Origin of the sequence: Posidoniimonas corsicana, assembly GCF_007859765.1 — a bacterium.
Classification (GTDB): Bacteria; Planctomycetota; Planctomycetia; order Pirellulales; family Lacipirellulaceae; genus Posidoniimonas; species Posidoniimonas corsicana.
Genome location: NZ_SIHJ01000002.1, coordinates 537,706 through 564,123, shown reverse-complemented (window position 1 = coordinate 564,123; position 26,418 = coordinate 537,706). Strand labels below are relative to the sequence as shown.

The 26,418-nt window shown below is 61.4% G+C and carries 24 protein-coding genes and 1 tRNA gene; 18 read left to right on the top strand and 7 right to left on the bottom strand.

The window, feature by feature from the left end; translation table 11 throughout:
- Nucleotides 1-5: 5 nt before the first annotated feature.
- The 4 genes from KOR34_RS18350 to KOR34_RS18335 all read right to left on the bottom strand — a co-directional run bounded on the left by KOR34_RS18350 (nt 6) and on the right by KOR34_RS18335 (nt 1,741).
- Nucleotides 6-215: a hypothetical protein gene (locus KOR34_RS18350; protein WP_146566870.1), complete on the bottom strand. Its 210-nt coding sequence runs from the start codon at nt 213-215 to the stop codon at nt 6-8.
- Between the two features lie 10 nt (nt 216-225).
- Nucleotides 226-573 (bottom strand): hypothetical protein, encoded by a 348-nt coding sequence (locus tag KOR34_RS18345; protein ID WP_146566868.1) that lies wholly within the window; start codon nt 571-573, stop codon nt 226-228.
- A gap of 9 nt (nt 574-582) precedes the next feature.
- Nucleotides 583-924, bottom strand: a complete 342-nt coding sequence (locus tag KOR34_RS18340) for a tetratricopeptide repeat protein (protein ID WP_146566866.1) — start codon at nt 922-924, stop codon at nt 583-585.
- Between the two features lie 301 nt (nt 925-1,225).
- A complete protein-coding gene (locus KOR34_RS18335) occupies nt 1,226-1,741 on the bottom strand; it encodes a hypothetical protein (protein WP_146566864.1) in 516 nt (171 codons plus the stop codon).
- A gap of 785 nt (nt 1,742-2,526) precedes the next feature.
- Here KOR34_RS18335 and KOR34_RS26820 point away from each other — a divergent pair.
- Nucleotides 2,527-3,342: a hypothetical protein gene (locus tag KOR34_RS26820; RefSeq protein ID WP_197531564.1), complete on the top strand. Its 816-nt coding sequence runs from the start codon at nt 2,527-2,529 to the stop codon at nt 3,340-3,342.
- 367 nt (nt 3,343-3,709) lie between these two features.
- Nucleotides 3,710-4,465 carry a transglutaminase-like domain-containing protein gene (locus KOR34_RS18325; RefSeq protein WP_197531563.1) on the top strand — a complete coding sequence of 252 codons (756 nt, stop codon included), beginning with the start codon at nt 3,710-3,712 and terminating at the stop codon, nt 4,463-4,465.
- A gap of 479 nt (nt 4,466-4,944) precedes the next feature.
- Here KOR34_RS18325 and KOR34_RS18320 read toward each other — a convergent pair whose 3' ends face one another.
- The gene (locus tag KOR34_RS18320) at nt 4,945-6,948 is read right to left on the bottom strand and encodes a hybrid sensor histidine kinase/response regulator (RefSeq protein ID WP_146566860.1); all 2,004 of its coding nucleotides are present in this window, start codon (nt 6,946-6,948) and stop codon (nt 4,945-4,947) included.
- Nucleotides 6,945-8,528: an ATPase domain-containing protein gene (locus KOR34_RS18315; protein ID WP_315852862.1), complete on the bottom strand. Its 1,584-nt coding sequence runs from the start codon at nt 8,526-8,528 to the stop codon at nt 6,945-6,947. The genes KOR34_RS18320 and KOR34_RS18315 overlap by 4 nt, the downstream gene beginning before the upstream one ends.
- A 471-nt stretch (nt 8,529-8,999) precedes the next feature.
- Here KOR34_RS18315 and KOR34_RS18310 point away from each other — a divergent pair, with 471 nt between their 5' ends.
- The 10 genes from KOR34_RS18310 (at nt 9,000) to KOR34_RS18265 (ending at nt 22,196) form a co-directional block, all read left to right on the top strand.
- Nucleotides 9,000-9,797 carry a transglutaminase-like domain-containing protein gene (locus tag KOR34_RS18310; RefSeq protein ID WP_146566858.1) on the top strand — a complete coding sequence of 266 codons (798 nt, stop codon included), beginning with the start codon at nt 9,000-9,002 and terminating at the stop codon, nt 9,795-9,797.
- A 1,545-nt stretch (nt 9,798-11,342) separates the two neighbouring features.
- On the top strand, nt 11,343-11,873 hold the full coding sequence (locus KOR34_RS18305; RefSeq protein WP_146566857.1) for a hypothetical protein: 531 nt from the start codon (nt 11,343-11,345) through the stop codon (nt 11,871-11,873).
- Between the two features lie 295 nt (nt 11,874-12,168).
- Entirely contained in the window at nt 12,169-12,516 is a 348-nt protein-coding gene (locus tag KOR34_RS18300; RefSeq protein WP_146566855.1) for a hypothetical protein, read from the top strand.
- Nucleotides 12,517-12,536: 20 nt separating this feature from the next.
- Nucleotides 12,537-12,785 carry a carbon storage regulator gene (locus tag KOR34_RS27565; RefSeq protein WP_146566853.1) on the top strand — a complete coding sequence of 83 codons (249 nt, stop codon included), beginning with the start codon at nt 12,537-12,539 and terminating at the stop codon, nt 12,783-12,785.
- 464 nt (nt 12,786-13,249) lie between these two features.
- Nucleotides 13,250-13,486 (top strand): CsbD family protein, encoded by a 237-nt coding sequence (locus tag KOR34_RS18290; protein WP_146566850.1) that lies wholly within the window; start codon nt 13,250-13,252, stop codon nt 13,484-13,486.
- Nucleotides 13,487-13,530: 44 nt separating this feature from the next.
- The gene (gene ptsP / locus KOR34_RS18285) at nt 13,531-15,303 is read left to right on the top strand and encodes a phosphoenolpyruvate--protein phosphotransferase (protein ID WP_146566848.1); all 1,773 of its coding nucleotides are present in this window, start codon (nt 13,531-13,533) and stop codon (nt 15,301-15,303) included.
- 300 nt (nt 15,304-15,603) lie between these two features.
- Nucleotides 15,604-16,632, top strand: coding sequence for a glycoside hydrolase family 130 protein (locus KOR34_RS18280; RefSeq protein WP_146566846.1), 1,029 nt, complete (start codon nt 15,604-15,606; stop codon nt 16,630-16,632).
- A 33-nt stretch (nt 16,633-16,665) separates the two neighbouring features.
- Nucleotides 16,666-18,993: a glycosyltransferase family 4 protein gene (locus tag KOR34_RS18275; protein WP_146566844.1), complete on the top strand. Its 2,328-nt coding sequence runs from the start codon at nt 16,666-16,668 to the stop codon at nt 18,991-18,993.
- Nucleotides 18,956-20,434 carry a glycoside hydrolase family 130 protein gene (locus tag KOR34_RS18270; protein ID WP_228714693.1) on the top strand — a complete coding sequence of 493 codons (1,479 nt, stop codon included), beginning with the start codon at nt 18,956-18,958 and terminating at the stop codon, nt 20,432-20,434. The genes KOR34_RS18275 and KOR34_RS18270 overlap by 38 nt, the downstream gene beginning before the upstream one ends.
- A gap of 853 nt (nt 20,435-21,287) precedes the next feature.
- Nucleotides 21,288-22,196: a bestrophin family protein gene (locus tag KOR34_RS18265; RefSeq protein WP_146566842.1), complete on the top strand. Its 909-nt coding sequence runs from the start codon at nt 21,288-21,290 to the stop codon at nt 22,194-22,196.
- 305 nt (nt 22,197-22,501) lie between these two features.
- Here the strand turns inward: KOR34_RS18265 and KOR34_RS18260 are convergent, their stop codons facing one another.
- A complete protein-coding gene (locus KOR34_RS18260) occupies nt 22,502-22,744 on the bottom strand; it encodes a hypothetical protein (RefSeq protein ID WP_146566840.1) in 243 nt (80 codons plus the stop codon).
- A gap of 148 nt (nt 22,745-22,892) precedes the next feature.
- Between KOR34_RS18260 and KOR34_RS27560 the strand changes: the two genes are divergently transcribed.
- The 6 genes from KOR34_RS27560 (at nt 22,893) to KOR34_RS18230 (ending at nt 26,243) form a co-directional block, all read left to right on the top strand.
- Complete coding sequence (locus KOR34_RS27560) at nt 22,893-23,276, top strand: LuxR C-terminal-related transcriptional regulator (protein WP_146566838.1); 384 nt, start codon at nt 22,893-22,895, stop codon at nt 23,274-23,276.
- Nucleotides 23,277-23,775: 499 nt separating this feature from the next.
- Nucleotides 23,776-23,849: transfer RNA gene (locus tag KOR34_RS18250), tRNA-Met, on the top strand.
- 42 nt (nt 23,850-23,891) lie between these two features.
- Complete coding sequence (locus tag KOR34_RS18245) at nt 23,892-24,287, top strand: hypothetical protein (protein WP_146566836.1); 396 nt, start codon at nt 23,892-23,894, stop codon at nt 24,285-24,287.
- Nucleotides 24,288-24,360: 73 nt separating this feature from the next.
- The gene (locus KOR34_RS18240; RefSeq protein ID WP_146566834.1) at nt 24,361-25,017 is read left to right on the top strand and encodes a matrixin family metalloprotease; all 657 of its coding nucleotides are present in this window, start codon (nt 24,361-24,363) and stop codon (nt 25,015-25,017) included.
- An 8-nt stretch (nt 25,018-25,025) separates the two neighbouring features.
- Nucleotides 25,026-25,217 (top strand): hypothetical protein, encoded by a 192-nt coding sequence (locus KOR34_RS18235; RefSeq protein ID WP_197531561.1) that lies wholly within the window; start codon nt 25,026-25,028, stop codon nt 25,215-25,217.
- Between the two features lie 36 nt (nt 25,218-25,253).
- The gene (locus KOR34_RS18230; RefSeq protein ID WP_146566830.1) at nt 25,254-26,243 is read left to right on the top strand and encodes a hypothetical protein; all 990 of its coding nucleotides are present in this window, start codon (nt 25,254-25,256) and stop codon (nt 26,241-26,243) included.
- The last annotated feature ends 175 nt before the right edge of the window (nt 26,244-26,418 follow it).

Sequence of the window (26,418 nt, the reverse complement as noted above, 5' to 3'; positions counted from 1 at the left end):
CCCCGTTAGGGACTTGCGCCGAGAATGGACCTGCGTCGTTCCAGGTCTCTGGAGAGGGTCTTGAGGGCGTCGCTGCCGGCACGCATCGATTTCAGCACGGCTTCCGCTTCCGTCAGGGTCAGCAGCGTCACTGCCTGCCCCCGGAACAGTTTGCGCCAGAGTCGGACCGCTTCGTCATCGGAGAGCATTGTCGATTCCCTTTTCTTGTCGTTCACGCAGGTGGGCCTACGACTCTCCGCCGATGTCGAATTCGAACTGGCAATCCGGGTCGAGGTGGTCCAGGAATTCATCGCTCCTGACTCCATGGGCGATCTTGGATGCGTCGAACATCGATTTCGCGCCATCGAGGTCGACCATGCCGTTGGCGAGCAGGGCGCACTGGATGAATCCGATCCAGCGGTGGAGCTTCGTGGCGGGCCAGTCTTCGGCGTGGTCCTGAATCCGCTCGCACATCCACTCCAGGTGAGCGGGCTGCAGGGACCTAGGCAGCATCGTGAGGGGCTCGTCCCATGCGCCGACGATCGTCTTGCACTTTTCCGCCATGGCTGTGATCAGCACCGCAGACTCGTCCATGGAGATCTCCTAGGCTTCCGGGTTGATTCGTTCCGTGGCGCGGTCCATGCGGAGGAGTTTCCGGCGCGCCTCCGTCTTGACCCGCACCGCGGCGCCGGGCATGGCAAGGACTCCCTTGAGGTCGCCTATCGCTTGGTCTTGCTCTCCCATCGCGAGCCGCACCAACGCCCTGTTGTAGAGCGCCATCGCCACCAATTCGGGCGGCACGCCATCCATCTGGATCACCATCCTGTAATCCTCAATCGCCAATGCACGCTGGTGCAGCTTTGCACGCGCCATCCCCCGCCGGTAGTGCCACTTGGCTTTCTGCCGGGGTGAGCTTCTCAGGCTGAACCACTTAAGTGTCTGCATTCAACGGGTCCGTCGCTGCGCTAGCGCGCACTGGAGCGACTGCTGTGCGGAGGCTGCTTCGGACTAACGCCTCCACCGATTCCGGCGTGTGGAAAGAACCGTAGGCGATCCGGAAGAAGCAGCCCCCCTGATGGGGCTGCTGGTACGGTTCGCTCGTGGTAAAAGCAAAACTACGACTGAGGCGCGACACGACCCGTCGCGCCGTCTGAAGGTCTCTTACACCGACGCGGCACGCGTAGGCTTCGTCGAAGACTAGATACGAATCTGAACGGAGGGCTGCTGGAGCCAAGAATCGCCCTGGCTATTGAGGGGCGGCTGTGGGCTCTACTTCCAATGCCTGTTGTCGTATCCGCCTTTCACGGACTGTCTCAAAAGGCATCCCCTCCAAGAGCTCATACCGCTCGGCACGGATGAACCAGAAGGCCAATCCGCCCGAGTTGTGGCGGGGCGAGTTCGCGGCCGCTGGCGCCCGCACTCCCAGCGACCCCTTCTTGCCCGTCTTCTTCCAGCCACGGCGTTCCATGATGATGCGCACCAGAACACCGATTGCCTGGCGGAGCCGCTGCGACCGCTGGGCGTGAATCCCTGATAAGAACTCGTTGATCTGGGGGTGGCACTCCAGTTCCCTAACGACCCCGGCGAGCGGCGCGCGGTCGTGGTGGATCTCGGACTCCTCCATCCTCCGCTGGCATTCTGCGTCGTTGAAGAAGTCCAGCACCGCTTCAAAGGGCAGTTCCTGGTCATTGACGACATCTGAAAACGTCTTGCCCTGCTTGTCCGCAAGGAACACGTTGCGGGTGACTCTAATGCGTGGCATAGGAACCTGGTGGTGGAGCGGGTCCGGCGTCTGGCGTGCTGTGGAGGTACAATTATTGTATCTCCAAAATCGGCATCTGCGGGGTGGAATCCATGAAGAATCTTGAAGTAGCACCGAATCGTCGGAAGAGGACGCGACAGGCACCTGCTAACTCCTTTGCTAGCGTGACCTCTTGCAACCGATTAGGGACGCCGGGGGCAACGTCCGGTTGGGGGGCGTCGGCGGAGCTGCACCGGAAGCTGAAGGAGCTGCCAGGCGGGAGGTCGCCGGGGTGGTGGGGGCGATGCGGGCGGAGGAGAGTGTCATCCGCAGGTTTGTTCGGTCAGTTTGGGACCGACGCGGGGTGGGTCGGTCGATGAAGCCGGTGCAGCTTTGCGAGTCCCGACTCTGACCGAGGTCGTGACAACCTCAGCGGGTTCGCTGCCGTTCTTTGGCGCCGCGGGCGATGCAACCTTCGTCGGTAGGGGCGCCCGCGGACAGCGGGCAGATAGTCCAATCGACTTCGATTGGAATGGGCGATCAGGGGCATCAAGGCCGGGCATGCTGTATGGCCATCGCGGCCAAATTAAGTTCGTATCACTCGATCAAGGTGAATGCCCGAAGTAAGAGTACGCGCTGCCCGAACGATGAAAGTCTGATTCGCCCCGAGCACTTCGAAACATGATTGCAAGAACTTCCACGGATCGCTCCGTGGGGAGAATTGCCCCGACTTTCCTGGGCGTGGACCCTCGTTTTGGTGTAGATTCAGTAGCACTTACTTCTGGTCCCACTGGCGAGTGATGCAAATGCGGCTGTCAACTCATCGATCGGCAACTCTCTCGTTCGTGGCTGCGATGCTGCCTCTTTGCGGTGTCGTGGCGTCGCCGGCGCCGGCCGCGGTCTACTCCCAGGTCGCTCAGGTGTCTGGAAGCGGATTGGGTGATAATGGCGCCGGGGATGGCACCACACGCACTGCTCAGGCGAGCACGGCTGACAAGTTGTTCGCTGGCTCGGCTCGCGCCCGCAGCGCGGCGGGGTTCGTCTCCGGGTACGTCCTCGCCTTCGCCGATAGTCGGGCTTTCCCCAGTGGGGGATTCGTCTCGGCGAAAGCTTCAGCGTACCTGCAAATCAACGATGTTGTCATCAGCCGCACTGACCCAAACCTACCCGACACGGTCGAGACGACGTTTCAGATTAGCTTCGACGAAAACACCGACCTAGACCGCCTGACTACCATCAACGGCGGACTGGGCAACTCGGACGATTTTGACCTGGACGGCGCGCGGGACGGATTGCTGGATGTGACCAAGACGGTGCCCGTCGACACGCCGCTGTCGATTTTTCTAACGGCCGGCATTGGCGCCACGCTCCAAAGCATGCCCGGTCAGATTGAAGCCAGCTTCACTGCCAGCCTGGGGGGATCGCCCGTCTTCCTGCTCCCCGACGGGTATGTGGCCAACAGCGTCGATGGGCAGATCGAAGATAGTTGGTATGTCGGTCCGGTAGGTTCCGTGGTTCCCGAACCCAGCACGCTGACCGGGTTGCTGGCGGTCCTGCTGCCGGCTTTGCTGTGCCGGCGTGGCTTCTGCCGCGGCGACCTCTCCGAATTTCTTTGTTCCTAGCGTCCCCCATCACTGCAAGCACGCGCAGTCGGTAGGCGACTGAGGTTGAACCAGTTTCAGCGAGTTAGCCGCCTGCCCGAGCCGCTGAGGCGCCCGATCGGCGGCGGCGCCTCCGCGGCTAAGTCGGGAGGGGCCGTCCTGGCCGGATGGTACGCTGGGAGGAGCAAGCGGCGACTGCACGGGCACTCGCCGACACCGCGGGCTGCTGCGTTGAGTTTGGTCGGGTTGTCTTTGGCCAGGGGGGCCAGTAGTGCTTGGGGCGCCTGATGATCTAAGATTACTTGACTACTAAGAGGCGGTGTCACCATGAAGCATAGGCCCCTTAATGTGGTTAGAGACCTCCTGTTCCCTTGCGCTCAACGCACCTGTGGCCACGCCTTTCGTGCTGATGCTGCGGCCCCGTAGCGGGGCACAACAATGGGTGGCGAGTGAGCAGTACGTGCTGACGCCCAGCGTGACAGCGGTTGAATTCACCGACCAGTTTGGCGATTTGTGCCAACGACTGGTTGCTCCTTCCGGGAGTTTCTCGATTCATACTGGCGCCGTCATCGAGGCGGCCGACGCCGCCGACCTCGCACCAGGGGCGCCCTTCGTCGAGGTGCAGCAGTTCCCTGACGCGGCGTTGCCATTCTTGCTTCCAAGTCGGTACTGCGAATCGGACCGATTCAGTCAGATGGCAGCGTCCATCACCGCCGGGTACGCCGCGGGTTACGACCAGTGTTCCGCGATCGTCGACTACATTCGCGGCTTTCTGCGATACGTGCCCGGCGCCGGTCAGCAAATCATCAGCGCGGCCGAGGTGAATGGCCGAACGCAGGCGGTCTGCGGCGACATGGCCCACCTGGGCATCGCCCTCTGCCGCGCGTTAAGCATCCCCGCACGGATGGTCGTCGGGTACCTCGAGTCGCTTCAGCCAATGGACCTGCACGCGTGGTTCGAGGCGTATGTGGGCGGCCGCTGGTACACCTTCGATCCGACGCAGGACGCGTTGCATGGGGGACGCGTGTCGATTGCTTACGGCCGCGACGCCGCGGACGTCGCTGTTTACACACAGTTTGGCGAACCGGTGGACCTGGTTAGCATGACCGTCCGTGTGGCGCGGCTACCCGGGTCGCCCACATGAGCGGAGCGATGACGGGTCCTGCGTCCGCCAGTGCTCTCGCCCCCGAAAGGGCTGGTCCAAGCCGAAATCGAACCAGAGTCACGCCTGAGCGCTCGACGCGGATTGTGGAGGCTAGTCTTCCTGCAGAGGTGTACACAATCTCGGCGCCTTCAGAAGTCCCGGTTCAGACGGCGGTTGTGACGACCTCAGCGAGTTTGCTACCGTTTTTTGGCGCCGCGAACGATGCAACCTCACAGAGTCTCATCTAGGCACCCGGCCCAGCAAGGCAAGCGACCTCACTTGCTAGCCGTGCATGCACCACAGAAGGCGCCGAATCAAGCAGACACGTCAGACGCCCGCATCCGGGGTCCGGACAATCAGCATGTCACGGTACGCGATGCCATCGATTCATAAGCCGTGCACCCTCCTCGCTATGATTCATTAACGAGACAGGCAGTTGAATCGCGGCCTTCGGCGCAGCGTGTGTCCGGGGTCGCCTGCTATGACGCGACGAGGCGCCGGACTTTTTCAAGTAAGAGGCCGTTGTCGATCGGCTTGCTCAAGTAGTCGTCACACCCGGCTTTGATGCAGCGGCTCATGTCGCCTTGCATGGCGTCTGCAGTGAGCGCAACGATCGGTCCGTTGTAACCGAGACGCCGTAGTTGATCCGCGGTTCGATAGCCGTCCAGCCTTGGCATCTGCATGTCAAGCAGGATGATATCGACGATGCGGTCGTTCCGCAGCATTTCTTGAACCATCTCGACGGCTTGCTGCCCGTCTTCGGCTTCGGTGATCTTGGCGCCGGCTTTTCCCAAGAGCCGGGTGGCGAGAAACCGAATCTCTCGACGATCGTCGACGATCAACACGCTGCAGGCGAGTGGCGCCCCTTCAGACGCGAGCGGTTGCGGCTCGTACTCGCTCGACCGGTCCAACGGGATGAGACGAGCCCCAGCGATGTCGCCGCAGTCGATCGTGGCGGTGAAGCAACTGCCCACCCCCGGTTCGCTACGCACGGCGATATCGCCCCCCATCAATCCGGCCAAACGCTGCGAAATCGCCAGACCTAGGCCCGTGCCCTCGAACCGTCGTGAGACCGACGAGTCGACCTGCGTGAACGGCTTGAACAGCTGATGGATCTGCCGCTTGGTCATGCCAATCCCCGTATCGGCGACCTGGAACTCAATACGATTGGTTGATTTGTCGTACCGTACGGAGAGCGTCACTACGCCGCGGTCGGTGAACTTAATCGCGTTACCAATGAGGTTGATTAGGATTTGCTTCAATCGCTTAAGGTCGGACACAATCACTTCCGGTACGTCGCTGCAGTCTAGCTCAAACTTGATGCCGCTTTCGGCAGCGCGAACGCCCATAACGCTCCGCACGTCCTCAACGACGCTGATAGGAGAGAACGGCTCGGCGAACAGCTCGATCTTGTCGGCTTCGATCTTCGACAGGTCCAGGATGTCGTTGATGATCTCCAGGAGGTACAGTCCGTTTCGGCGGACGGTCGCGACGTGCTGCTGGGCTTCGGCATTCGTCGCACTCTCGCCAATCAGGTCCACATACCCAAGGATCGCCGTCATCGGCGTACGGATCTCGTGACTCATGTTGGCGAGGAACTCACTTTTGGACCGATTCGCGAGTTCGGCTTGCTCACGGGCCTCTCTCAAGGAAGCCTCCGCGTCGTGGCGTGGGGTCACGTCCCAGATCACGCCCGAGTGGCGGATCGTTCGCCCGGACTTCCCGCGGACCGGTTCCCCGATCGCCGACAACCAGCGCTGGCCGAGCCGCGGGTGGAGGATGCGAAACTCCATCTCTAGGTCGACTCCGTCGGCCAAGGATCGCTCCCAACGATCGACGAGCTCGTCGCGGTCGTCGTCGTGCACGCGTTCGAAACACCGTTCGGGGTCTGGCGCCAACTCGCTATCGAAGCCAAACAGCTCGAAGAATCGCGGCGACCAATAGAGTTCTCGCTCGCTCCACTCCCAAACGCCCATCTGTCCCGCCTGCAACGCCATTTGCAGGCGTCGGGAATCGATTGCGGCCCCCTCGGCGGCTCGGCGACGTTCATCGATCAAGTCCCTCACGGCGCACTGGCGCTGGCGGTCACGCAGCCGCGCCCGCACCGTGCTCACGAAGACCGCGATCCGGATCGGGCAAGGGACCAGCGTCACATTTCCCAGCGACAGCAGCTGCTCAACCCGCTGTGATGACAACGCGGCCTTGCCCAGTAGCACCAGGAGTGGGAACTCCGACCAATCCGGCTGATTCGCCAGCGTGCGCTGAAGCTGCTTGAAGCCGGCCGCGTTCAGCCATGCCTCAGGCGCCACGCCGACTCCAACTCCCGCATCAATCGCTCGGCACAGTTCGCCAATGTCTCGGCAGAAGGCCACTTCGATCTCAGCACTCTGCAGGATTTCATCGCAGATCCGCGAGTCCGAGGGCGTGGGCGCGAGGACTGCGACCGTTTCGATAGGGTTTTCGGCTCGTAGTCGCGTTGTCATTCTGAACGCTTCTCCCGGTCCGGCATGAGCGCGTCCTGAGATCCGACGAACTCCGGCGTTCCCGAAAGCACCCCGCGAAAGTTGGTCAGGGGTTGGCCGATGACGAAGCCCTGCTCGCCCATGCTGAATTCGCGGATCGTGCGCTCGTGATTGGCGGTTCGGTTCTTTACGACCGAGATCGCACGGTGGATCTCGCCATCGGCCTCGAAGTAGCGAAAGAGGATCACCGCGTCGGCCAGGTAGCTGGTGTCGACAGGCGTGGCCATGCCGCGTCCCAGCATGCCGTGCTGCGCGACGACCAGGAACGTCGCGACGCCCCGCTTGGCGAGGTAGTTCAGCATGTCGTTCAGTTGGATCATCAGGTGTTTCTCGTGGGGCATCGAGTTGAGGTAGCCGTTAAGGCTATCGATCAACACCACGGAGGTCGGCCGGCTCCTCTCGTAGGGCTCCACCGCTGCGCGGACGATCATCGAAAACTCATTCGGGGTGATCTCACCCGCTTTGAGGTGGCGGACCTCGATCAAGCCTTCGTCAACGTACCGCCGCAGCGGTAGGCCCAACCCCTTTGATCTCAAGAACAGCGCGTGGGAGCTTTCTTCGAACTCAAACAGCACAGCGCGCTCCCCACGCTTCGCCGCCTCAACGGCGAATTGGACCCCTGTGGTTGATTTGCCGATGCCCGCCGGCCCTAGGAGCAGGGTGCTGGAGCCCTTGGCAAGTCCGCCTCCCAGTAGCGAGTCCAGCGCCGGCAGGCCGCTGCTCACTGATTGGCCGTCGAACTCGGCAGCGGGGCCGTCTATCCCGCGCGGGTAGACCCGTATCCCGCCACGAACTAGTTGGAGGTCGTGGGCGCCCCCGATAAAGTCCGACCCTCGAAACTTCGTCACGCGGAGAAAACGGCGTTCGCCTCCGTAGTCGGTCAACCGTTGCTCGAGCCGGATGACTCCGTGGGCGAGGCTTTGTAGCTCCTGATCGTCGCCATCGGACTTGTCGTCCAGCAACAGCGACGTGCAGTGGCGCCCCGCCAGAAACTGTTTTAATGCCAGGATTTCGCGCCGGTACCGGAGCGCTCCCTGCGAGAGTAGACGCATCTCCGACAGCGAATCGAAGACGATGCGGTCGGGCTTAATTGAATCGATCTGCTTGTGGACGTCGCCTACGGTCGCGCCCAGTTCGACCTCGGCGGGTTCGAACATGGTGTACTGAACCCGGTCAACGTCCTCGTCCGGCCTGACAAGTTCGTGGATCTCGATCCCATCGAGACACCAACCGTGCGAGCGGGCGATGTCACGCAGCTCTACCGCCGACTCTGAACGCGTGACGTAGATCCCTTTCTCGCCGGCGTCGCGGCCCGCCAGCAGGAATTGCATCCCTAGCGTGGTCTTCCCGGAACCGGGGCTTCCCTCGATCAGGTAGAGCCTGTCGGCGGTCAAGCCACCGTGCAGCACGTCGTCGAGCGCCCCAATCCCGGTACTTACCCGAGCCCGCTCTTCTGTTTCATTGTCCGTCACCTTTTCCTCCGTTTGTGTCTCTAGGGCACGCCGAAGGTGTCGCAGGATGGGCGGACAGCGGTCGGGCACAACAGTATAGCAGAACTGTCGTCGCCTTGGTGTGCGCGCTCCAACCGAGCCCCCTGCCAGGAGCAACGGCCCCACTAATGCCTGCTAGAACTCGCAATCATCGATGTTCTGGACATGCTTGCAGCAGGGAGCCACCCCATACGGCATAGAGCACACGACGAGATGATGAGGTTGGGCCAACCGCCCGGAGTTACGCCCGCGGCAAATGCGCTGAGGTGTGCCGAACATCGGCGCCATCAGAGAGCCCGGTTCAGACGGCAGTTGTGACAACCTCAGCGAGTTCGCTGCCGCTCTTTGGCGCCACGGACGATGCACCCTCATTCAGTCCGCCAACACGCTTTTCCTCATAACAATGGTGGGAAAAAGTCGATTGGTTCATTCCCTGTCGTTCTCGGCACGGCTATGGCGAGGAACTAAGGAACTCTTCCTGGTACAATGAGGGTTTCCTGGACTCCTTCGCAAGGGGATACGATGTGGCTGCAGACTTCCTGTTCGCTAGAGTTTGACGCGCCCGTTGCAACGCCATTTCTGCTCATGTTGAGGCCGCGGAGCGGCGGGCAGCAATGGATTGCTCGCGAGCAGTATGTCCTGACGCCGAGCGTGCCGGCCGTTGAGTTTACAGACACGTTCGGGAACCTGTGCCAGAAACTCGTGTCTCCAACTGGGCCGTTCACAATCCGCACCTCCGCGGACATCAATGCCGCAGACTTCGCCGATGCGGAACCCTACGCGCGGTTTGTTCCAGTGAACCACCTTCCGATCGACGCGTTGCCTTTCCTCTACCCGAGCCGGTATTGCGAGTCAGACACATTCACCGAGATGGCGTCTTTGATCACAGCCAACTGCGCGCCCGGCTACGGGCAATGCATAGCCATCGTGGAATACATCCAGCAGAGTCTTCAGTACGCGCCGGGATCGGGCCAAGAGATCATCAGCGCTGCAGAGGCAAACACACGAACCCAGGCTGTGTGTCGCGATATGGCGCACCTCGGTATAGCGTTGTGCCGCGCTTTGTCCATACCTGCCAGAATGGTCGTGGGCTACTTGGAAACGCTTCGGCCGATGGACTTGCACGCCTGGTTCGAGGCTTATGTCGGAGGCCGTTGGTTCACGTTCGATCCTACGCAGCATGACTTGGAGGGTTGCCGCGTCGCGATAGCCTATGGGCGCGATGCGGCGGACGTTGCGATCTACACCCAGTTCGGGGAACCGCTTGAACTAAAGCGAATGTCGGTCGATGTCCAGCGATTGCCGGGCCCCCCCACCTGAGGGAAGAAGCACGCAAGCAGCAGGTTTGGACTCCGGCCTGCTTGAGAGTACAGAGACCGAGTGGCGAGCGTCGTAGTACTCGCGCACAAGCCCAGACTATGGCGCGTCGAGATCTCGAACCGACTCCATTGTGGCCATTAACTCGTCGATGCTCGCCGATTCCTCCATCCGTCGCTGCCGGTCGCCATCGCTGAAGAACGCCAGGATCTAATCGGGCGGCTGAGCCGGGTCGTTCAGAACATCCGAGAAAGTCCTGCCTTGCCGATCCTCGGCGAAGTCTTTCCGAGAAAGCACAACTTTTCGCATCCCAGAGCCACGAATGCGCCCCGACGAGCCAAAGCAGATACAGATATCGTGTCTCCGATAGCCGGCATAGTTAGGGCAATCCACAGCAAAGCCGGTCCAACGCGATCGGCCGGCAGCACATCCCGATTGGTCGTCAGGCCATGCGGCCACCGCCCGAAACCCTGACACATGGATCGCGGTCTTCGGCGCACCGCGAGCGATCGAAGCGGAACTACCCTTTTGTCACGTCTCAAGGCGAAGGTAATCGAGCAAACTTGAGGACGAGGTTGAGCTATCGTCAGCACTTAAGCCTTCGGCATAACTGCTGTCGGTGTGTATCACCTGTGCGAGTTAGAGCCCGCCCCAATAGTGCACCGGCGTGAAGTACCTGCGTATTGCAAGGCACGGTCGGACGCCATGCTCACACGCGGTAACGGGTGAGCATCCTTGTTGTTGCATCTCCGTCAAACATGCCTAGCCGCTGTCGCGTGTAGGCATGGCGCCCGGCCCGTGGAAGTTGCTTCTGACGACGAAGCCGACGCGTGCTCATCATGTAACTTACACGCAGCAAGTGCGAAGGTCACCTTCGAAGTATCGCGAGATTGCGAGTTGCGATTCTCCAAAGGTAGCCGCGCTGTTACCAGTTCGGGGTCGCCACGAAATAGTGCGTGAATCATGTCGCCAGGAAGTTCTAGATGGTTGGCGGATTCCTTATTGGCAGGAAGTCTCAAGGAAATAGCAAGATTGTTCCACCTTGCTGACAGAATTATGCAGCGTGCGTGGGCGTGAAAGTCCTGCGCAGCCAACGCCTCCCGCCTGGCGCTCCCCAACGCCGCCGCGAGAATCTAGCCCTAACGTGCACAGGACGATGAATCCGGAGCAGGTTCGGGGGGCCGTCCTGAATCTGCACGAGGTAGTGACAACCGACGCGAGTTCTCTGAGACGCGATCTCAGCGAAGTCGATGCAACCTCGTGCTCGAAGCAAGGAGTGCGCGCAAGAGCCCAGCCGACAAAAGTAGCTGACGCCTTCGTCCAAGAACGATTCATCACTTCATGGCGGTGAAGCGGATCGGTACTGCAACAGACGCATCCGTCGTCCGAATAGCCGACTGAGTCAGCCGGGCAAGCACTCGGTGCCACGGCTGCGGGGACGCGGCGTACCTCTCCCTTGAGCAGAAAGGAGGGCTAGCCGCCAACGGTTTTTGCAGATACAATATTTGTACGTCCAGGGTGTCGCCCACCGTCCGCGAAGCCAACTGGATGCCGAAAGCGAAGATCACAAGCCGGGACTTCGTGGATGATCGCCAGGGGAAAGCGTTCTTGGATGTCGTCGACGATCCCGAACAGCGCTTTGATACCGTGCTGGAGTGCTTCTGCGACGCGGAATGGCAGTGGCGGATGGAAGACGCCGAGATCCACCACGACCGCGCGCCCCTCGCGGGCGTCGTACGAGAACTGGAGTCGCACCCCAAAGTCGAAGCGGTCCTCTCGGGTGTCCATGCCTGTCGAACGCAACGCCTGCGGCAGGCGATTGGAGTCGTCATACGGATCGTTATGGAGCGGCGTGGCTGGAAGAAGGCGGGCAGGAAAGGGTCGCTAGGAGTTCGCGCGCAGCGCACAAAGGGCGAGCCGGCCCACAACACGGGCGGGTTGGCTTTCTGGTTTGTCCGTGCTGAGCGGTACGAGCTTGCTGAGGGGATGCCGTTTGCTTCGGTATCGGAGCTGTGCAAGCAGATGGAAGCGGCGCCGCAGCCTCGTTCATCGAAGAATCGGCAGACGATTAAGGAATAGCAAACGAACGCCGAGCCATCCGCTGACAGACGAAGCCGCGACGGGGCACATTCGTATCTTGTCACGGTTGAAGGACTGGAGTCGGCTCTTAACTTGCTCGCTCGGCTCAGCTCCGAGTTCGTTTTCAAGACGGCCGAGCCGATCGTTGTCGGAGCGACATCGGGTCGCTGTAGCTTTCGGGTTGCTTGCGCTCCCGGCATGTCGGTCCGTCGACTGCAGGGCCTGCTGTCTGTTTTTCCTAGCGCACGGCTTGTGACGGAGCCTGCGGCTTGAGCGATCGACGGGGTCGGTACGAATGAGCGGGAACTGGTTTAAGGAGCTCTTCACCGTGCGCAAGCGCGGGGTGCTGGCTTTTCGTCGCGGCATGGTGTTGGCGAACGTGCGTCAGTACGCGAAGGCAATCGACGCCTACACGACGGTTCTTGCCACGCCGGACATCGAAGCAGGATTGCAGGCGATGGCGCTTTACAATCGCGCGCTCGCTCTTAGCGCAAGCGGCGACAAACCGGCCGCGGCGGTCGATCTCGAACAGTTGCTGCTCCTGTCTGGCGTTTCGGCCACCATCAAGACCGAGGCGCGGCGGAAGCTTGTGAGAATGAAAAGAAACCCGACACTCACCGATCGTCCAGGCGGCAATCGATAAATAACTAAAAGGACGGAAGCATGTTAGTACTTAGCAGAAGAACGGATGAGTTCTTGCGGATCGGAGACAACATCCTAGTGAGGGTGCTTGGCGTAAAGGGTCGCGTCGTACGCCTGGGAATCGACGCCCCCTCCGACATCCCGATCTTACGCGGCGAGCTAACGACGTTCGATCCAACAGGCGCTTGCAGGCAAGCAGGCGATGCCCAAGAAGCGCGAGCGGGCAGACGGGCCCGAGGTCCGAACGGCAGAAGGACCGGCGCAGCATGAAGGCGAATGACACGAGCCCATCGACTCCACGCCCCGTGCTGCGACGCCCCTTCGGACCTCGTTGCCGTGAGGACGCAGAGCACGCGTACAGCGCTGCCTACGGCTTCACCTCACGGACCGTCTGCGAAGCTTGCTGTGACCGCGTCGCCGAGCCGTTGCGGCCCTATCCGTTGGTTCGCGGTTACCTGACCCGGGTAATCGACCACCCCGGCATTCGGCTGTTCGTTGTCGACGCACCGAGTCATACAGAAGAAACCTCGACGCGGCGCTCGCCGAGGAACGAGTCGCAAAAAAGTGCGATGCAAACGGTCGAACCATCGCGCTCTATCGGTTGACACTCGACAACGAGACTGTCGGGTACGACGTCGAACTGCGGAAGCTGCACGACGCAGAGTCAACAACCGCAGGCGGCTAGCGGGTTCGCCGGCTTAGGCTTTTCCACCCATCAATTAGCAGAGGTTCCAATGAGCTGGGAAGTCATCGAGCGGGATTGGAAATTCGTTTGCAATCAGGTGCTGCTCACTTGGGGCAAGCTCAGTGAGGACGACCTGGTCTTCATCGCTGGCGATCGCGATCGCTTCGTTGACTTGTACGTGCAGCGCTATGGCGTTGACCGGGAACGAGCAACCGCCCGCGTTGATGCGTTCGCGGAGAATCTCGCGCTTACCTCGCCAGCAGCCGCCCTGACGACGCCCTGCTGAGAAATCTCGGCGACGAACGCCTCCCTAACCTAGCTGGATTTCATATGCCGATTTTGGAAGGGACTCCTGTCAGCCCTGGGCTCGCCAGTGGTACAGCGATTGTCTACGACTTTGAGGTGGGACGCAGGCTATGCGTCCAGCACGCCGGGGAATCAGGTTGTGATGTTACCGAAGAGTGGGAGAGGGTCGACAGTGCGCTCGCACAATCGAGCCACGATCTGGGACGCGTCGCCGAACTTGCGGGCAACGCGCCCGTCAGCGCGACTTCGCTGTCGCTCTTGTCTGCCCATGCGGCGATGACAGCCGAGATCGCATTTCTCGTGAAGAAGCACATCGACCACCAGCAGGTGAATGCCGATCGGGCGCTCGAATCGGTGATAGCAGCGTGGGTCGAGAGGCTGACGAGGCTCGACAGCGAGTACCTTCGGGAGCGAGAGCAAGACGTCCGCGACGTTGGCAGACGAATGGCGAGGTATCTTTCGGGCTCGATGCCTTGGAGCAAAGGGCCGTTGAAGGCCGATTCGATCGTCGTGGCGCGGGAGCTGCTGCCTTCGGAGGCTGTCGAACTTTCTAACTGTGGGGTCTTGGCGATCGTCGCCGACCGCGGTGGACGGTACGGCCACACCGCAATCCTCGCCCGCTCGCTGAATATCCCAATGGTCAGCGGCATCACCGACGCCGCCCGGGTAATCCATCCTGGGGATCGCCTGCTGGTCGATGGCGAGACAGGCCTGGTTGTGGTTAACCCTACAGCGAATGAGAGAGGAGTGTTTAATGAGCGGATGACGCGTGTTGCAGTCGATTCGTCCACCAAGATGATCGAGTGCGGCCAACCGTGCACGACCCTGGACGGCGTTGGAATCGAACTCGTCGCGAACCTAGGTCGACCGGACGAAACCGCCTCGGTCGTCGAGCAGGGCCTCGAAGGGGTTGGGCTCTTCCGCACCGAGTTCATGTTCATCGATGCGCCCGATCGGCCTGACCCGGCGACGCAAGGCGCCATCTATGCTGACATAGCGAATCAACTCGCTGGACGTCCCCTTGTCGTCCGGACTTTCGACCTCGGACGAGACAAAATCCCCCCCTTCTTGCTGTCGGACGAGGCCGAGCAGCCGAACGGGTTGCATCTCGGCGGATTGCGTTTCCTACTAGCAGAGAGCTCGCTGTTTGAATCCCAGCTGCAGGCCATCTTGGAGGTCTCACAGGACCACGATCTTCGCATCTTGCTGCCGATGGTGGTCGGCAGCGATGACTTCGGGAAGGCGGTTTCCGTCATCCAGCGTGTTGCCGATCGCTGTGGCGTGCTCCGCACCCCGCCCATTGGCGCGATGATTGAAACCCCGGCCGCGCTATTCTGTCTGGATCAGATCCTCGACCAAGCGGACTTTGTCGCCCTCGGGACGAACGACCTCACGCAGCTGCTCCTGGCAACCGACCGAGACCTCGCGCAGGCAAAGGACGACTGCACCGCCATGCACCCCTCGGTGTTGCGAGCGATCAAATCGGTCGTCGGCGCCGCGGCAAGGCTGCAATGCCCCTTATGCGTTTGCGGTGAAGAGGCCGGAGATCCCGACTTCGCATGCCTGCTTGTTGGCCTGGGCATTCGAGAGCTAAGTCTTGGCCCCACGCTTGCGCCAGCCGTGCGGTCAGCGATCCGCAAGATCGACTCTGGTGTCGCAAGCCGTGTCGCAAGCCGCGCGATCGACTGCGACAGCGTCGCCGAAGTTCGAGAGTTGATTGACGAATGGCGGTCGCGCGACTTCGCAGAGGCCGACTTTGCCGACCGACCTTTCGATACTGCCTTACGGAGAGACTAGAAGACGATCTTGCAGGCTCGAGACTCTCAGTGCCCGGGCTACAACTCTTGTCAATCAAAGGACGTATGCTGTGAGTCACAAGAAGCCAGAACCCTTGATCAAGGCTCAGCCACAGAGGAAGTGTCCTGTCTGTGGCCACGTTTCTTACTCCGCTGGCGGGGTTCATCCTCAGTGCAATCGCGACGCAGCGGACGAGCAACGCAGGGCGCTGCGTCGCGTTGAAGCCCTCGCCCAACCCCCATCTGAGGAGGAGCGGGTGGCTAAGCGAAATCGCTTCAACCACTCGTGTCAGCCCAACCCATGACAAGCGCCGACGAAGTTGCCCCTCTGACTCACGGATTCGAGGTGATCGGCGTCTTCAACCCAGGCGTCGTACGCACCGGCGACCGAATCATGCTGCTCGCGAGGGTCGCGGAGAGGCCCAAGCCGGGCCATCCAGGACGCATTGGAATGCCGCGGATAGAGCAAGGCGGCAAGGTGACCGTCGACTGGGAGCCCGAGTCGGAGTTCGACCTGAGCGACCCGCGCGTCGTCCGAGCGCTGAACAATGGCCAGTCCCGCCTGACGTCGATCTCTCATCTTCGTGTATTCCACCGCAACGAGGACGGCCCAGGCACGTGGAGTGCGGATTTGGTTCTGTTGCCGGAGTCGCCTACCGAAGAGTACGGCGTCGAAGACCCGCGCATCACCACCATCGACAGTGCTCACTGGGTCACCTACGTCGCCGTTTCGCGGCACGGAGCAGTGACCGCCCTCGCCTCGACCCGAGACTTCATTGACTTTGCGCGCCACGGCGTCATCTTCCCGCCCGAGAATAAGGATGTCGTTCTCTTCCCGCGCAAGATTGGCGACGAGTACGTCGCACTCCATCGGCCGACGGCGAGGACCGACTTCTGCCGTCCCGAGATCTGGCTCGCACCCTCGCCCGACCTGTTGAACTGGGGCGCTCACGAGCCGCTGCTCAGCGGCATCGGCGGTTGGGATAACCAACGCATCGGCGCCGGGGCGCCGCCGATCGAAACGGACGACGGCTGGCTGGTGCTCTACCACGGCTGCGGGTCCTCGGGTGAAATTGGACAGATTGGGGCCTACTGCGGAGCCGCCGTTCTGCTTGACCGTGACGACCCGACGCGTGTCCTGCGTCGGAGCCTTGAGCCCCTCCTTCGGCCTCTCGCCGACTTTGAGTGTTCTGGCTTCGTGCCGAACGTCGTCTTTCCCACCGCGTTGATCGATGCCGGTCCGACTCTGGCGGTTTACTACGGCGCGGCAGACGAAGCGATTGGCGTTGTCAACCTGTCCCGTGACTCCGTGCTTGACTCGCTGCAGTAACGCCCGTCAGTAACAACCTCTCGAAGATTCCCAATGACGATTTCCGACACTCTGCGAGTCGCCTTTGTTGGCGATTACCCGCCGCGAAAATGCGGCATCGCAACCTTCACGCACGACCTTAGCTCCGCCGTCGCCGGCCTCGCGAACACCGAATGCCTCGTCGTGCCAGTTGACGATATCGAGGAGGGTTACGACTACCCACTCAACGTCCGGTTCCAGATCAGAGAACAGGACCGGGAGTCCTACCGCCGGGCAGCGGACTTCCTCAATTTCAGCAACGTTGACGTCGTCTCACTCCAGCACGAGTTCGGGATCTATGGCGGCCCTCGGGGCGCCCACATCTTGAGCTTTCTTCGCGACCTGCGGGTGCCAGTGGTAACGACGCTGCACACGGTGCTCCCCGATCCCGACAAGACCTTGCGCCGGGTAATGGAGCAGTTGCTCGAGCTATCGACGCGGGTCGTCGTCATGACCCGGCGGAGCCGGGCGACGCTCCTTGAGCAGTACCAAGTTCCGGATGAGAAGATCGACCTGATCGTCCACGGCATCCCCGACCGGCCCTTCTCCGATCCGAACTTCTACAAGGATCAATTCGACCTGGCGGGCAAGCACGTAGGACTAACTTTCGGGCTCCTTTCGCCCAACAAAGGGATCGAGGTGGTCCTCAAGGCGTTGCCTGAAATCGTCCGAGAAGTCCCAAGCTTCGTCTACCTTGTGCTCGGAGCGACCCACCCCAGTCTGCTCCGCAGCGAGGGGGAGACCTATCGGATCGGCCTTGAAAGACTGGCCAAGGAGTTGGGCATACAGAAGCGCGTCGTTTTCTACAACCGCTTTGTCGAACTCGAAGAGCTTACCAATTTCATCGGAGCGACCGACCTCTACATCACACCGTACCTGAACGCGGCGCAAGCCGTCTCGGGAACGCTCGCCTACTCGTTTGGGTGCGGTCAGGCGGTGATCTCAACCCCGTACTGGCACGCCGAGGAATTGTTGGCAGACGGGCGGGGCGTGTTGACGCCATTCGGTGACTCCGCCGCGATCGCTACAGAGACCATCGCCCTGCTGCAAGACGAACCACGCCGTCACGCGATGCGGAAGAAGGCGTACCTGCTGGGGCGTGAGATGGTCTGGAGCCACGTCGCCGGGCTCTACTCTGACTCGTTCGGGCTCGCGCGGCAGAGCCAGTCCGTGACGCCCAAGCCGCTGGCGATCAGGACGCTCGACGAACAGCCGCTCGCACACCCCAAGATCCGACTCGACCACGTGCTGCGGATGACCGACTCGACCGGCATCTTCCAGCACGCTACCTTCTCGTTGCCCAACTTTCAGGAGGGGTACTGCACCGACGACAACGCCAGGGCGCTCATTTTTACCGTTCTCATGGAAGACCTTGGGCGTGATTCGATCGAGCTGCACCAAGCCGCTTCCAGTTACGCCGCGTTCCTAAACCACGCGTTCGACGAGGGTACCGGCCGCTTCCGGAACTTTATGGCCTTCGATCGGACGTGGCTGGAGCAGAATGGCTCTGACGACTCACAAGGACGTGCGGTGTGGGCGCTCGGTGTCTGCGCCGGGCGGTCGCGCCGGAGGAGCTTCCAGTCCTGGTCGGTTCAGCTCTTTCAGCGGGCCCTGCCGGCCCCGGCGAGAACTACGTCGCCGAGAACCTGGGCGTTGGCCTTGATCGGCATCCACGAGTACCTCCGGCGCCTCAGCGGCGACCGCCTCGTCGATCAGATGCGTGACACCCTCACCGACAAACTGATCGAACTGTACGAGCGGAGCGCGACCGATGACTGGCCCTGGTTCGAGAGCATCGCCTCCTACGCGAGCGCCAAGCTTTCCCACGCGCTGATCCTCAGCGGGAAGTGGAGCGGCAACGCGAAGGCGACCAAGATCGGCCTCGACTCGCTTCGCTGGCTAGCCGCCAAGCAGGTGTCTCCGGAGGGGCGGTTCCGGCCCATTGGCAGCAACGGCTTCTATCGACGTGGGAAACCCATCGCCGCCTACGATCAGCAGCCGATTGAGGCCCACGCGATGATCTCCGCCGCGATCGAGGCGTACAACGCCGAAGGCGACCCGTTCTGGATAGACCAAGCCCAGATGGCGTTCGACTGGTTCCTCTGTCGCAACGATCTCGGGCAGCCGCTCTACGATTCGGCGACTGCGGGTTGTCACGACGGATTGCAGGAGGGCCGCGTTAACGAGAACCAAGGGGCGGAATCGACGCTGGCGTTTCTGATGTCGCTCGTTGAAATGGAGCAGCTAGAGAGTTCCCTGGCGATCGTCGCCACACCGGACGCCACCACGGCGACGGATGAGAATCGTGACCAGGAAGCCTTGCGGCTCGTACATGCAGATTAACAGAACCGGGATCGTCCTCTCTCCCAACAGCAAGCGGGTCGTCCTCCGACCCTTCATTCCTCTTCCCGAGGAGCGAACCCTACGAATTATCGCGCGCCTCTCGGCGTTGCCGGAAGCCGAAGTCGGCGAGCTGATAGCCAACGTGCTGGAGGAGTTCCACGGGCGGCATCAACGCCCCAGGGACTTCCTCCTGGCGAGATTCGAGGACGTGCGCGAGCACCTGATCACCGACGCCCCGCTAAGTGAGAATCGCCGGCTGCTGATCGGAGCCTACTTCACCCAGGAGTACGCTGTCGAGTCGGCGGCGCTGTTCAACCCCTCTATCGTATGGCACCCTGATCAGTCGGGGCTGCCTAAGGGCACACGCCGTTTTGTGCTCAGCCTGCGCGCCACTGGGGAAGGACACCTCTCCTCGATCACGTTTCGGTCCGGGGTCGTTGACTCGCAGTGTGCAATCTCGATTGACAAGCCGACACGCTTCGCTACGCCTGCCGACGTCGTCACCGACACCTGGTATCAGAAGACGCTGTTTCTTCGGAAGCTGGCCGAACTCGGGTTGGCGGGCGGGTTCACGAACCGCGTAGTGGGCCGCCTCGACAAAGAGTTCTCGCTTGAACAACTTGACGAGGCGTTGGAGCTAGCGGTGCGTGAGAACCGCATGCGCCACCACGAATTTGACACGGTTCTTGACGGGATCGTCACGCTCGCCAGGTCGAACTACGAGATCACCTACCTACCGGAGACAAAGCTATCCGAACGCCTCATCTTCCCGTACAGCCCAACAGAAACAGCAGGGATGGAGGATGCGCGTTTCGTCCGCTTCCAAGAGGAAGACGGCGGCATCCGGTACTACGCCACCTACAGCGCTTATGACGGACGTCTTGTACTTCCGCAGTTGTTGGAAACCGATGACTTTCTTGACTTCAAGATGCACACTCTCAATGGCCCGGCTATAGCCGACAAGGGCTTGGCGCTGTTCCCCAGGAAGATCAATGGGCGCTATGCGATGCTGTCACGTCAAGACGGGGAGAACCTCTTTCTGATGTACTCAGACATGCTGCATTTCTGGCACTCAAAACGGGTTCTCATAAGGCCTACTTACCCTTGGGATTTTGTGCAGGTCGGAAACTGCGGTTCTCCCATCGAGACGGACGCCGGGTGGCTGATCCTCACTCATGGTGTCGGCCCCATGCGGAAGTATTCCATAGGAGCCTTTCTAGTAGACCGTGATGATCCATCTCGCTTGATTGGACGGCTGAAGCATCCGCTGTTGACGCCTAATGAGGAAGAAAGAGAAGGATATGTTCCGAATGTTGTGTATAGCTGTGGAGCAGTTGTTCACAACGACCACCTAATCTTGCCTTACGCGATGTCCGACTACGCCACAACTTTCGGCACGATCCCCCTCAACGAATTGCTATCCGCAATAGAACCAGAGTAGTTACTACCGCCTTCAATCTAGGAGAACCAGTCATGGGTGATAAAGGAAGTAAGGACAAAGGCAAAAGAGAGCAGCAAAAAAAGGCGCAGCTTACTCCGAAGGAGAAACGGCAGAAGCAACGAGAAAAGAAGGGCAAGTAGAGCCCACGTCGTAGTAATCACGGTTGAAACGATCCATAGTCCGGTCTCAACGCCTGGCTCAACCCCGCCGCCAGCTGGACATTCGGATGTGCCACTAGCTCTCGCCGCAAGCGAATCACCGAATGAGTATGTATCCGCCGCTGCATTGTCTTTTCGCTTGCACTTTGGTTTTGTACCTTGGTGCCGCGACTAAAGCCCAGCTCGTTACCAACGCGCCACTAATGGTCGTGGAGAATGGCGTCGAGTTAATGGACGGTAACAGCCTCTTTGTCGGTCCAGGCGGCGAGGTAGGTTCCGACGTAGTAGCAAGGTCGGGGAGCCTAGCCGCCGTTGATTAATGGTCACTCGCGAGGCCCTGTCAGGAAAAACTGTCCCGCCGACTGAAACGGGGCTCGCAAGACGAGCGGAAACCAAGGATTTGTCGAGCCGATCGCAGGGGCCCGACGGCAAACGGGCTTGATTTATTCTGACATGCCGCGGCGTCACCCCATAAATCAACGGGCTGCTAGTTCGGGTCACGGAGGGAACCATCGGCTGGGAGTTCCGTGCCGATGCTGGTAGCGACGTACTTATTTCGGGCGGGCAGGTGTCACCGGGCCTTACCGCCGGGGCGGGAAGGAAGAAATTGACCGAACATCACAATCCAGTTGCAAACAGCGTACGGTGAAAGCCGCATCAGATTGTCTGAACTGGTGACTTCAGGACAGGACCTGATGAGAAGTTACCAAACCCGTAAGGGATTCTGGCGAGAGGCAGTTGCCCTTCAGGGGTCAATTACTGTTCATGTCTTGCCATCAATACTGTTCTTTGGCTTGCTTGGTAGCATTGTCTGCGCCGTTGCGTGGTTCACGCAACACATGTTCGACCCTTCCTTCACTCTCGACATCAGGCCACTTGGATTCGCAGGAGCGGTGTTGGGGATTCTCCTCGTCATTCGATTGAATGCAGGATATGACCGTTGGTGGGAAGCTCGTACAAAGTGGGGGGGGATTGTCAATCAATCACGCAATCTTGTTATCAGTGCAATGGCTTACGGACCACATGATTCGGAATGGAGAGAGAATGTGGTTCGGTGGACTGCGGTTTTTCCGTACGTCGCTCACCTCAGCCTTCGAAGTGAACAGCCATCCGCTGAAACCGGCAATCTAATCGGCATTGAACGTGCAAACGAACTAGCGGAAGCGAATCACATGCCGAGTCTTGTGGCATTACGGCTCGCCGAGTTACTCCAGGACGCTACCGAACGGTTTGCGATGGACGGGTTCGCCTTCATGCAAATCGACCGGGAGCGGGCTTTGTTGATTGATCATATTGGGGCGTGCGAACGAATCTTGGCGACGCCGCTGCCACGGATATATTCCATTACCATCAGACGTTTTATCCTGCTGTTTCTCCTCATATTGCCAATCGCTCTTCTTCATATAAGTGATACGGTGTGGTTAATTCCGGTCATCACCATGCTAGTCGCATATCCTCTGCTAACGCTCGATCAGATTGGCGTGGAACTTGAGAATCCATTCTCAGAAGACAATCTTAGCCATTTGCCGCTTGATGACATCTCGGCGAACATTGAACGAAACCTGTTCGCCATGTCAGAGCTCAAGCCGACGAAGGCCCCATGACTGACAAACGCGAGTTGAGGTATTTGGGAAGCGTGTGTTCTCTCCCGTACCGCTCAACGAACAGCTTGCCCGTGTTATCTATGCCGTATCTGAAGATGCTGGACGTATGTGTGTATTGTACGGAAACTGCTGGCGAAGCTACTGAGGGCGAAATCACCGCCGCGATATTGATGGGTTGCTATGTTGCAGAAGTTGGACCAGCCGCCAGCTCTGAGCGACTCGCCGAACTGTAGTTGGTGTGCCCAACCTCAGCGCCTCTTAGCCCAATTCTTCGACGCTCAGGCGTGAAACGCCTGCGCGTCATGCTACCGCCAAAGCTCCACCCCCCGAACCACAAACTCCGCCCCGCGAACCTCCACCCGATCCCCCGGCCGTAGATCCGTGATCCGCTCTTTCCCTAGCGGCTTAATCCGCTCGGCCTTGGGCGTGGGGTCGCGCCAGACGATCCAGCCGATGGAGCCGGCGCCGCTCGGCTTGTGCAGTTCCAGCCGGACCGCCCAGCAGTTGGCGAGCGTGGAGTCAGGGCTCGCGTGGGGGTAACGCGTCACACCCTCGGGTAGGGGGAGCGGCGGTGTTCTGACGACGGGCGTTGAGTGGAACGGGGATTTCATGGGGTCGCGATTGTTGCCACGCGACTCCGCAATGCAAGACGACCACCGCATCTTGTAGTGGCGATAACCCGCCATACCAGACTTAATGTCGCGATGCGCCGGAACTCAGGCGCGCCGCCCCGGTTCGATTGGATGCTGCACGCTCATTAGGGGTCGGGTGCCAACGATCCTGCAAGAATCCCGGCACGGCCCCCCACTGGCAGGTACTATGCCCGAGTTCAGCAAACGCGAGATCGCTCTGCTCGATATTCTAGTCGGCGGAGCTTCAAGCCGAGTCGCTGCGGCAAAGATGGGCCTCGCGCTACGGACCATCGAGCTTCACCGGAGAAAAGTGATGGATAAGCTAGGCGCCGCAACTCCGGTGCAACTCGGCTTCAAGTATGCGGCCTGGAAGAGGCGGAACCAACCCGGCCCGCGTGTCATCCCGGGGGACGGCGCGGGTGACGGCGGGGCGCCGAAACGCTTGTAGCGGTTAGCGACGTGATCTAAGGTTCCGCAGTTCCTGTCGCCGCACCCCGCCGCTGCCTATCCTAGTGCCCATGGACACCCGCCAGGCAGTTCTCGGTGACCCGCGACCACTTCGTGCACAGTTGCTTTGAATTCGCTGAGATAGAGTCTTGCCCCACCTGCAGAGGTGCCCTTTCTCAAGTAAGACCTCTGCGAGTTGCCCGGACAGTCAATCTGCTGAAGCTGGTCCACCAAACCGGAGTTGCAGCCGCTCATTAGTCGCTGAGGTGTGCCCAACCTCAGTGAGTTGGAGCCCAATTTACCGACGCGAAAGAGCGAATCTCGGACGCATTTCTTGCGTCCAGCGCCGCAGCCGATCGGTTGGGAGGCTAAATTGGCTTGACGGATCGTACGCGTGGCGCTTTAATGCACCGCACAACCTGAATGCCGACCCGCCGGCTGATAACCGCGGTCCCTTGCCTTCGCTCTTTGGAGCTCGCAGGGGGCCGCGGTTTTTTTGTTGCCCCGTGGAGAAGTTGGGTATCTCGCCAGGCTCATAACCTGGAGGCCGCTGGTTCGAATCCAGCCGGGGCCACTCGTTTCCGCTGCCCGTCCCGACCGTTGGAGCCGCCCTGTCATGTCCCCCGAAGCCCAAGCGTTTACCGTCGCCGACCTGTTCCCTGATCGCCAGGCGGTCCGCAGCGCAATCGAGATGATCCTGCCGCTGGCCCGCAACGCGGCCGAGAAGACCGAGACGCTGGTTGACGACGCCGCGGTCGACATGTGGCAGGCGCTGCACGATTCCGACCTGGCCGTGCAGTGGGCGGCCGACGAGATCACCCGGCAGGAGCAGATCCCTGAGGGCGCACTGGCGGTGTCCGTGATGCCCGACGCGGTGAAGCAGGACCTGGTGCGCCACCTGCCGACCCCTGAACGCCGCGAGGCGTTTCTCAACGGGCCGCTGCTCGAGAGGGCGTTGTCGTGGGGCCTGCCGCTGTTGCTGCAGATCCTGGGGCGGGTGTTCACCAAGTAGGCAGGGTTCGCGGCCGGCGTCCCCCCGGGCGAAACAGGGGGCGCCGGCCTACTTCCCCAGCGAGGGCCACACGATGACCGCTCCGCAGCAGATCCTGATTTGCGGCAACAAAGAACCGGCCAGCAACCGGCTCGCCCGGTGGGACAAAACCCCCTGGAACGGGACCGGCTGGATCGGCGAGCCCGCGGCCGTTCAGCTCACGGTCCACGCGCCCGACTGGTGCAAGCTGGCGACCATCTGGGCGGTCCGCGAGTGGATGAAGGTCTGCGCCCTCGAGGTGGAGTGGGAGAGCAACCCGCGGGCGGCCAGCGTGACCATCGGGCAGGGTCCGATCGACGGCCCCAGCGGCACGCTGGCGTACATGCACCTGCCGTACGGCCCCGACAAGCAGCTGGACGGCCTGGTCGACACCAGCGAGAGCTGGCACGAGGACCCCGACAGCAGTCCCGGCCGCGGCATGATCCACCTGGGCGCCGTGCTGTGCCACGAGTTCGGCCACGCGCTGGGCATCGAGCACGTGCCGACGTCGCAGGGCGTCGCGCTCTTGAACCCCATGTACCGCCCCGACGTGCTGCGTCCGCAGACGCTGGACGCCGAGCAGGCGGTCTACCGGTACGGGCCGAAGCTGGCCACGCCGACGCCCGACTCCGGCGACCCCGAGCCCGGCCTGGTGACGATCGAGCTGTCCCGCTCGCTGGCCGCCGGCCGCTATCACCTGATCAAGCAATGACCCGAGCCATGCTGCCATTCGCAATGCTGCTGGCGGTCGCGGCCACCCCGGCGACCGAGGCGCAGGCTGCGCTCGCCCACCGGCGGCAGTTCCCGCCCGCGGAGTGGGGCTACCACTACTACCTGAGCTGCGCGGCCGCGGCGCTTGAGTACCAGGCCGACCTGGCTGTCGCGGCGCGGCTGATGGTGGCGAGCAGCTAGCTGCAGCCTATTGTCGAGCGGTGCACGCCGCAGCATGTGACGCCGACGCTGCTGCAAATCGACCTGCGGGGCCTGCAATGGTCGGAGGGTGCCAGCCTCTCGGTGGATATCGCAGCCGGCAGGGCGGTGGCGGATGCGATCCAGGCCAAGACCGACAACCTGCCGGCCAACCCGCCAGACGTCTCGGACGTCCCGACGGCGGCGCAGATCGAGGCGGCGCTGATCAACGAGGGGGATGGACAGCAGCTGATCGACGCGATCCTGACGGTGATCAACAACAGCCTAGACGTGCCGGCGCTGGAGCTGGCGGCGATAGCTAGTGCGGTGCGGGGTGGACTGGCGATGGAGCTGGGGCGATTGGACTCGGCGGTTTCGTCGCGATTGGCGGCAGCTGGGTATGTGGCCCTGGATAATGCGGGGATCTCGACGGCCGCCACCGAAACGGCGGCAGCGAGCACGGCGGCGTCTGCCCTGCAGAGCGTTGTGAGCGGAATAAGCAGGTTGGGTAGTTGGCTCGGTCTGATGGCGGGCAAGGCCGCAGATGCGGTGACGCTGTCGGAGCTGCAGGCCACTACCGGCGTGGCAGGGTACGACAACACCACCGACAGCCTGCAGGCGGTGCGTGATCGTGGCGACGCCGAGTGGGCTGGGGGCGGGAGTAGCGGTGCGACGCCGTTCCTGAAGCGCAAGCCGGGCAAGGTGATCGACGTGAGCGACCGCGCCGATAGCCGGCACACCCAGGATCGGTTGCGGGCTGCGCCGGGCGAACGGGTGCTGGTGGCGCTGGCTTACCCTGATCCCGACGCGTGGCTGTACGGCATGGAGGCGCCGGAGTCGCCGGACCCGGAGGCGATGACGCTGAGCGAGGAGTATGGCGTGAACCGCAGCTGGGCGATGTTCGAGGTGGTGCTGGCGGCCGGCGTGGCGGCGGGGACCGAGTTGTCGCTGCCGGTGGTGGTTCAGCCGACCGAGGGGACTGAGGACCGGCGGCGGGTGCTCGTGGAGGTGATTGATCCGGTGCAGTAGGCGCGTGCGGGCGTCGCCCTAAGTCCTTTGGTAATGGGGGCGGGGGCCTTGGGGTCCTTCCCAGACGACCCCCGTGGGGGCTCCGCCCGGAGCGATCGAAGGGTTTTTTTACGCGGGGCAACTCCGACGGCTGCGGTAAGTAATTTTGACGCCTGCGGGCGGCGGTGGGGTGACC

Excerpts from the sequence above, each read along its gene's own strand:
- KOR34_RS18345 (WP_146566868.1), bottom strand. The coding sequence starts at position 573 with ATGGACGAGTCTGCGGTGCTGATCACAGCCATGGCGGAAAAGTGCAAG.
- KOR34_RS18340 (WP_146566866.1), bottom strand. The coding sequence starts at position 924 with ATGCAGACACTTAAGTGGTTCAGCCTGAGAAGCTCACCCCGGCAGAAA.
- KOR34_RS18335 (WP_146566864.1), bottom strand. The coding sequence starts at position 1,741 with ATGCCACGCATTAGAGTCACCCGCAACGTGTTCCTTGCGGACAAGCAG.
- KOR34_RS26820 (WP_197531564.1), top strand. The coding sequence starts at position 2,527 with ATGCGGCTGTCAACTCATCGATCGGCAACTCTCTCGTTCGTGGCTGCG.
- KOR34_RS18320 (WP_146566860.1), bottom strand. The coding sequence starts at position 6,948 with ATGACAACGCGACTACGAGCCGAAAACCCTATCGAAACGGTCGCAGTC.
- KOR34_RS18310 (WP_146566858.1), top strand. The coding sequence starts at position 9,000 with ATGTGGCTGCAGACTTCCTGTTCGCTAGAGTTTGACGCGCCCGTTGCA.
- KOR34_RS18305 (WP_146566857.1), top strand. The coding sequence starts at position 11,343 with ATGCCGAAAGCGAAGATCACAAGCCGGGACTTCGTGGATGATCGCCAG.
- KOR34_RS18300 (WP_146566855.1), top strand. The coding sequence starts at position 12,169 with ATGAGCGGGAACTGGTTTAAGGAGCTCTTCACCGTGCGCAAGCGCGGG.
- KOR34_RS27565 (WP_146566853.1), top strand. The coding sequence starts at position 12,537 with ATGTTAGTACTTAGCAGAAGAACGGATGAGTTCTTGCGGATCGGAGAC.
- KOR34_RS18290 (WP_146566850.1), top strand. The coding sequence starts at position 13,250 with ATGAGCTGGGAAGTCATCGAGCGGGATTGGAAATTCGTTTGCAATCAG.
- ptsP (WP_146566848.1), top strand. The coding sequence starts at position 13,531 with ATGCCGATTTTGGAAGGGACTCCTGTCAGCCCTGGGCTCGCCAGTGGT.
- KOR34_RS18280 (WP_146566846.1), top strand. The coding sequence starts at position 15,604 with ATGACAAGCGCCGACGAAGTTGCCCCTCTGACTCACGGATTCGAGGTG.
- KOR34_RS18275 (WP_146566844.1), top strand. The coding sequence starts at position 16,666 with ATGACGATTTCCGACACTCTGCGAGTCGCCTTTGTTGGCGATTACCCG.
- KOR34_RS18265 (WP_146566842.1), top strand. The coding sequence starts at position 21,288 with ATGAGAAGTTACCAAACCCGTAAGGGATTCTGGCGAGAGGCAGTTGCC.
- KOR34_RS27560 (WP_146566838.1), top strand. The coding sequence starts at position 22,893 with ATGTCGCGATGCGCCGGAACTCAGGCGCGCCGCCCCGGTTCGATTGGA.
- KOR34_RS18245 (WP_146566836.1), top strand. The coding sequence starts at position 23,892 with ATGTCCCCCGAAGCCCAAGCGTTTACCGTCGCCGACCTGTTCCCTGAT.
- KOR34_RS18240 (WP_146566834.1), top strand. The coding sequence starts at position 24,361 with ATGACCGCTCCGCAGCAGATCCTGATTTGCGGCAACAAAGAACCGGCC.
- KOR34_RS18235 (WP_197531561.1), top strand. The coding sequence starts at position 25,026 with ATGCTGCCATTCGCAATGCTGCTGGCGGTCGCGGCCACCCCGGCGACC.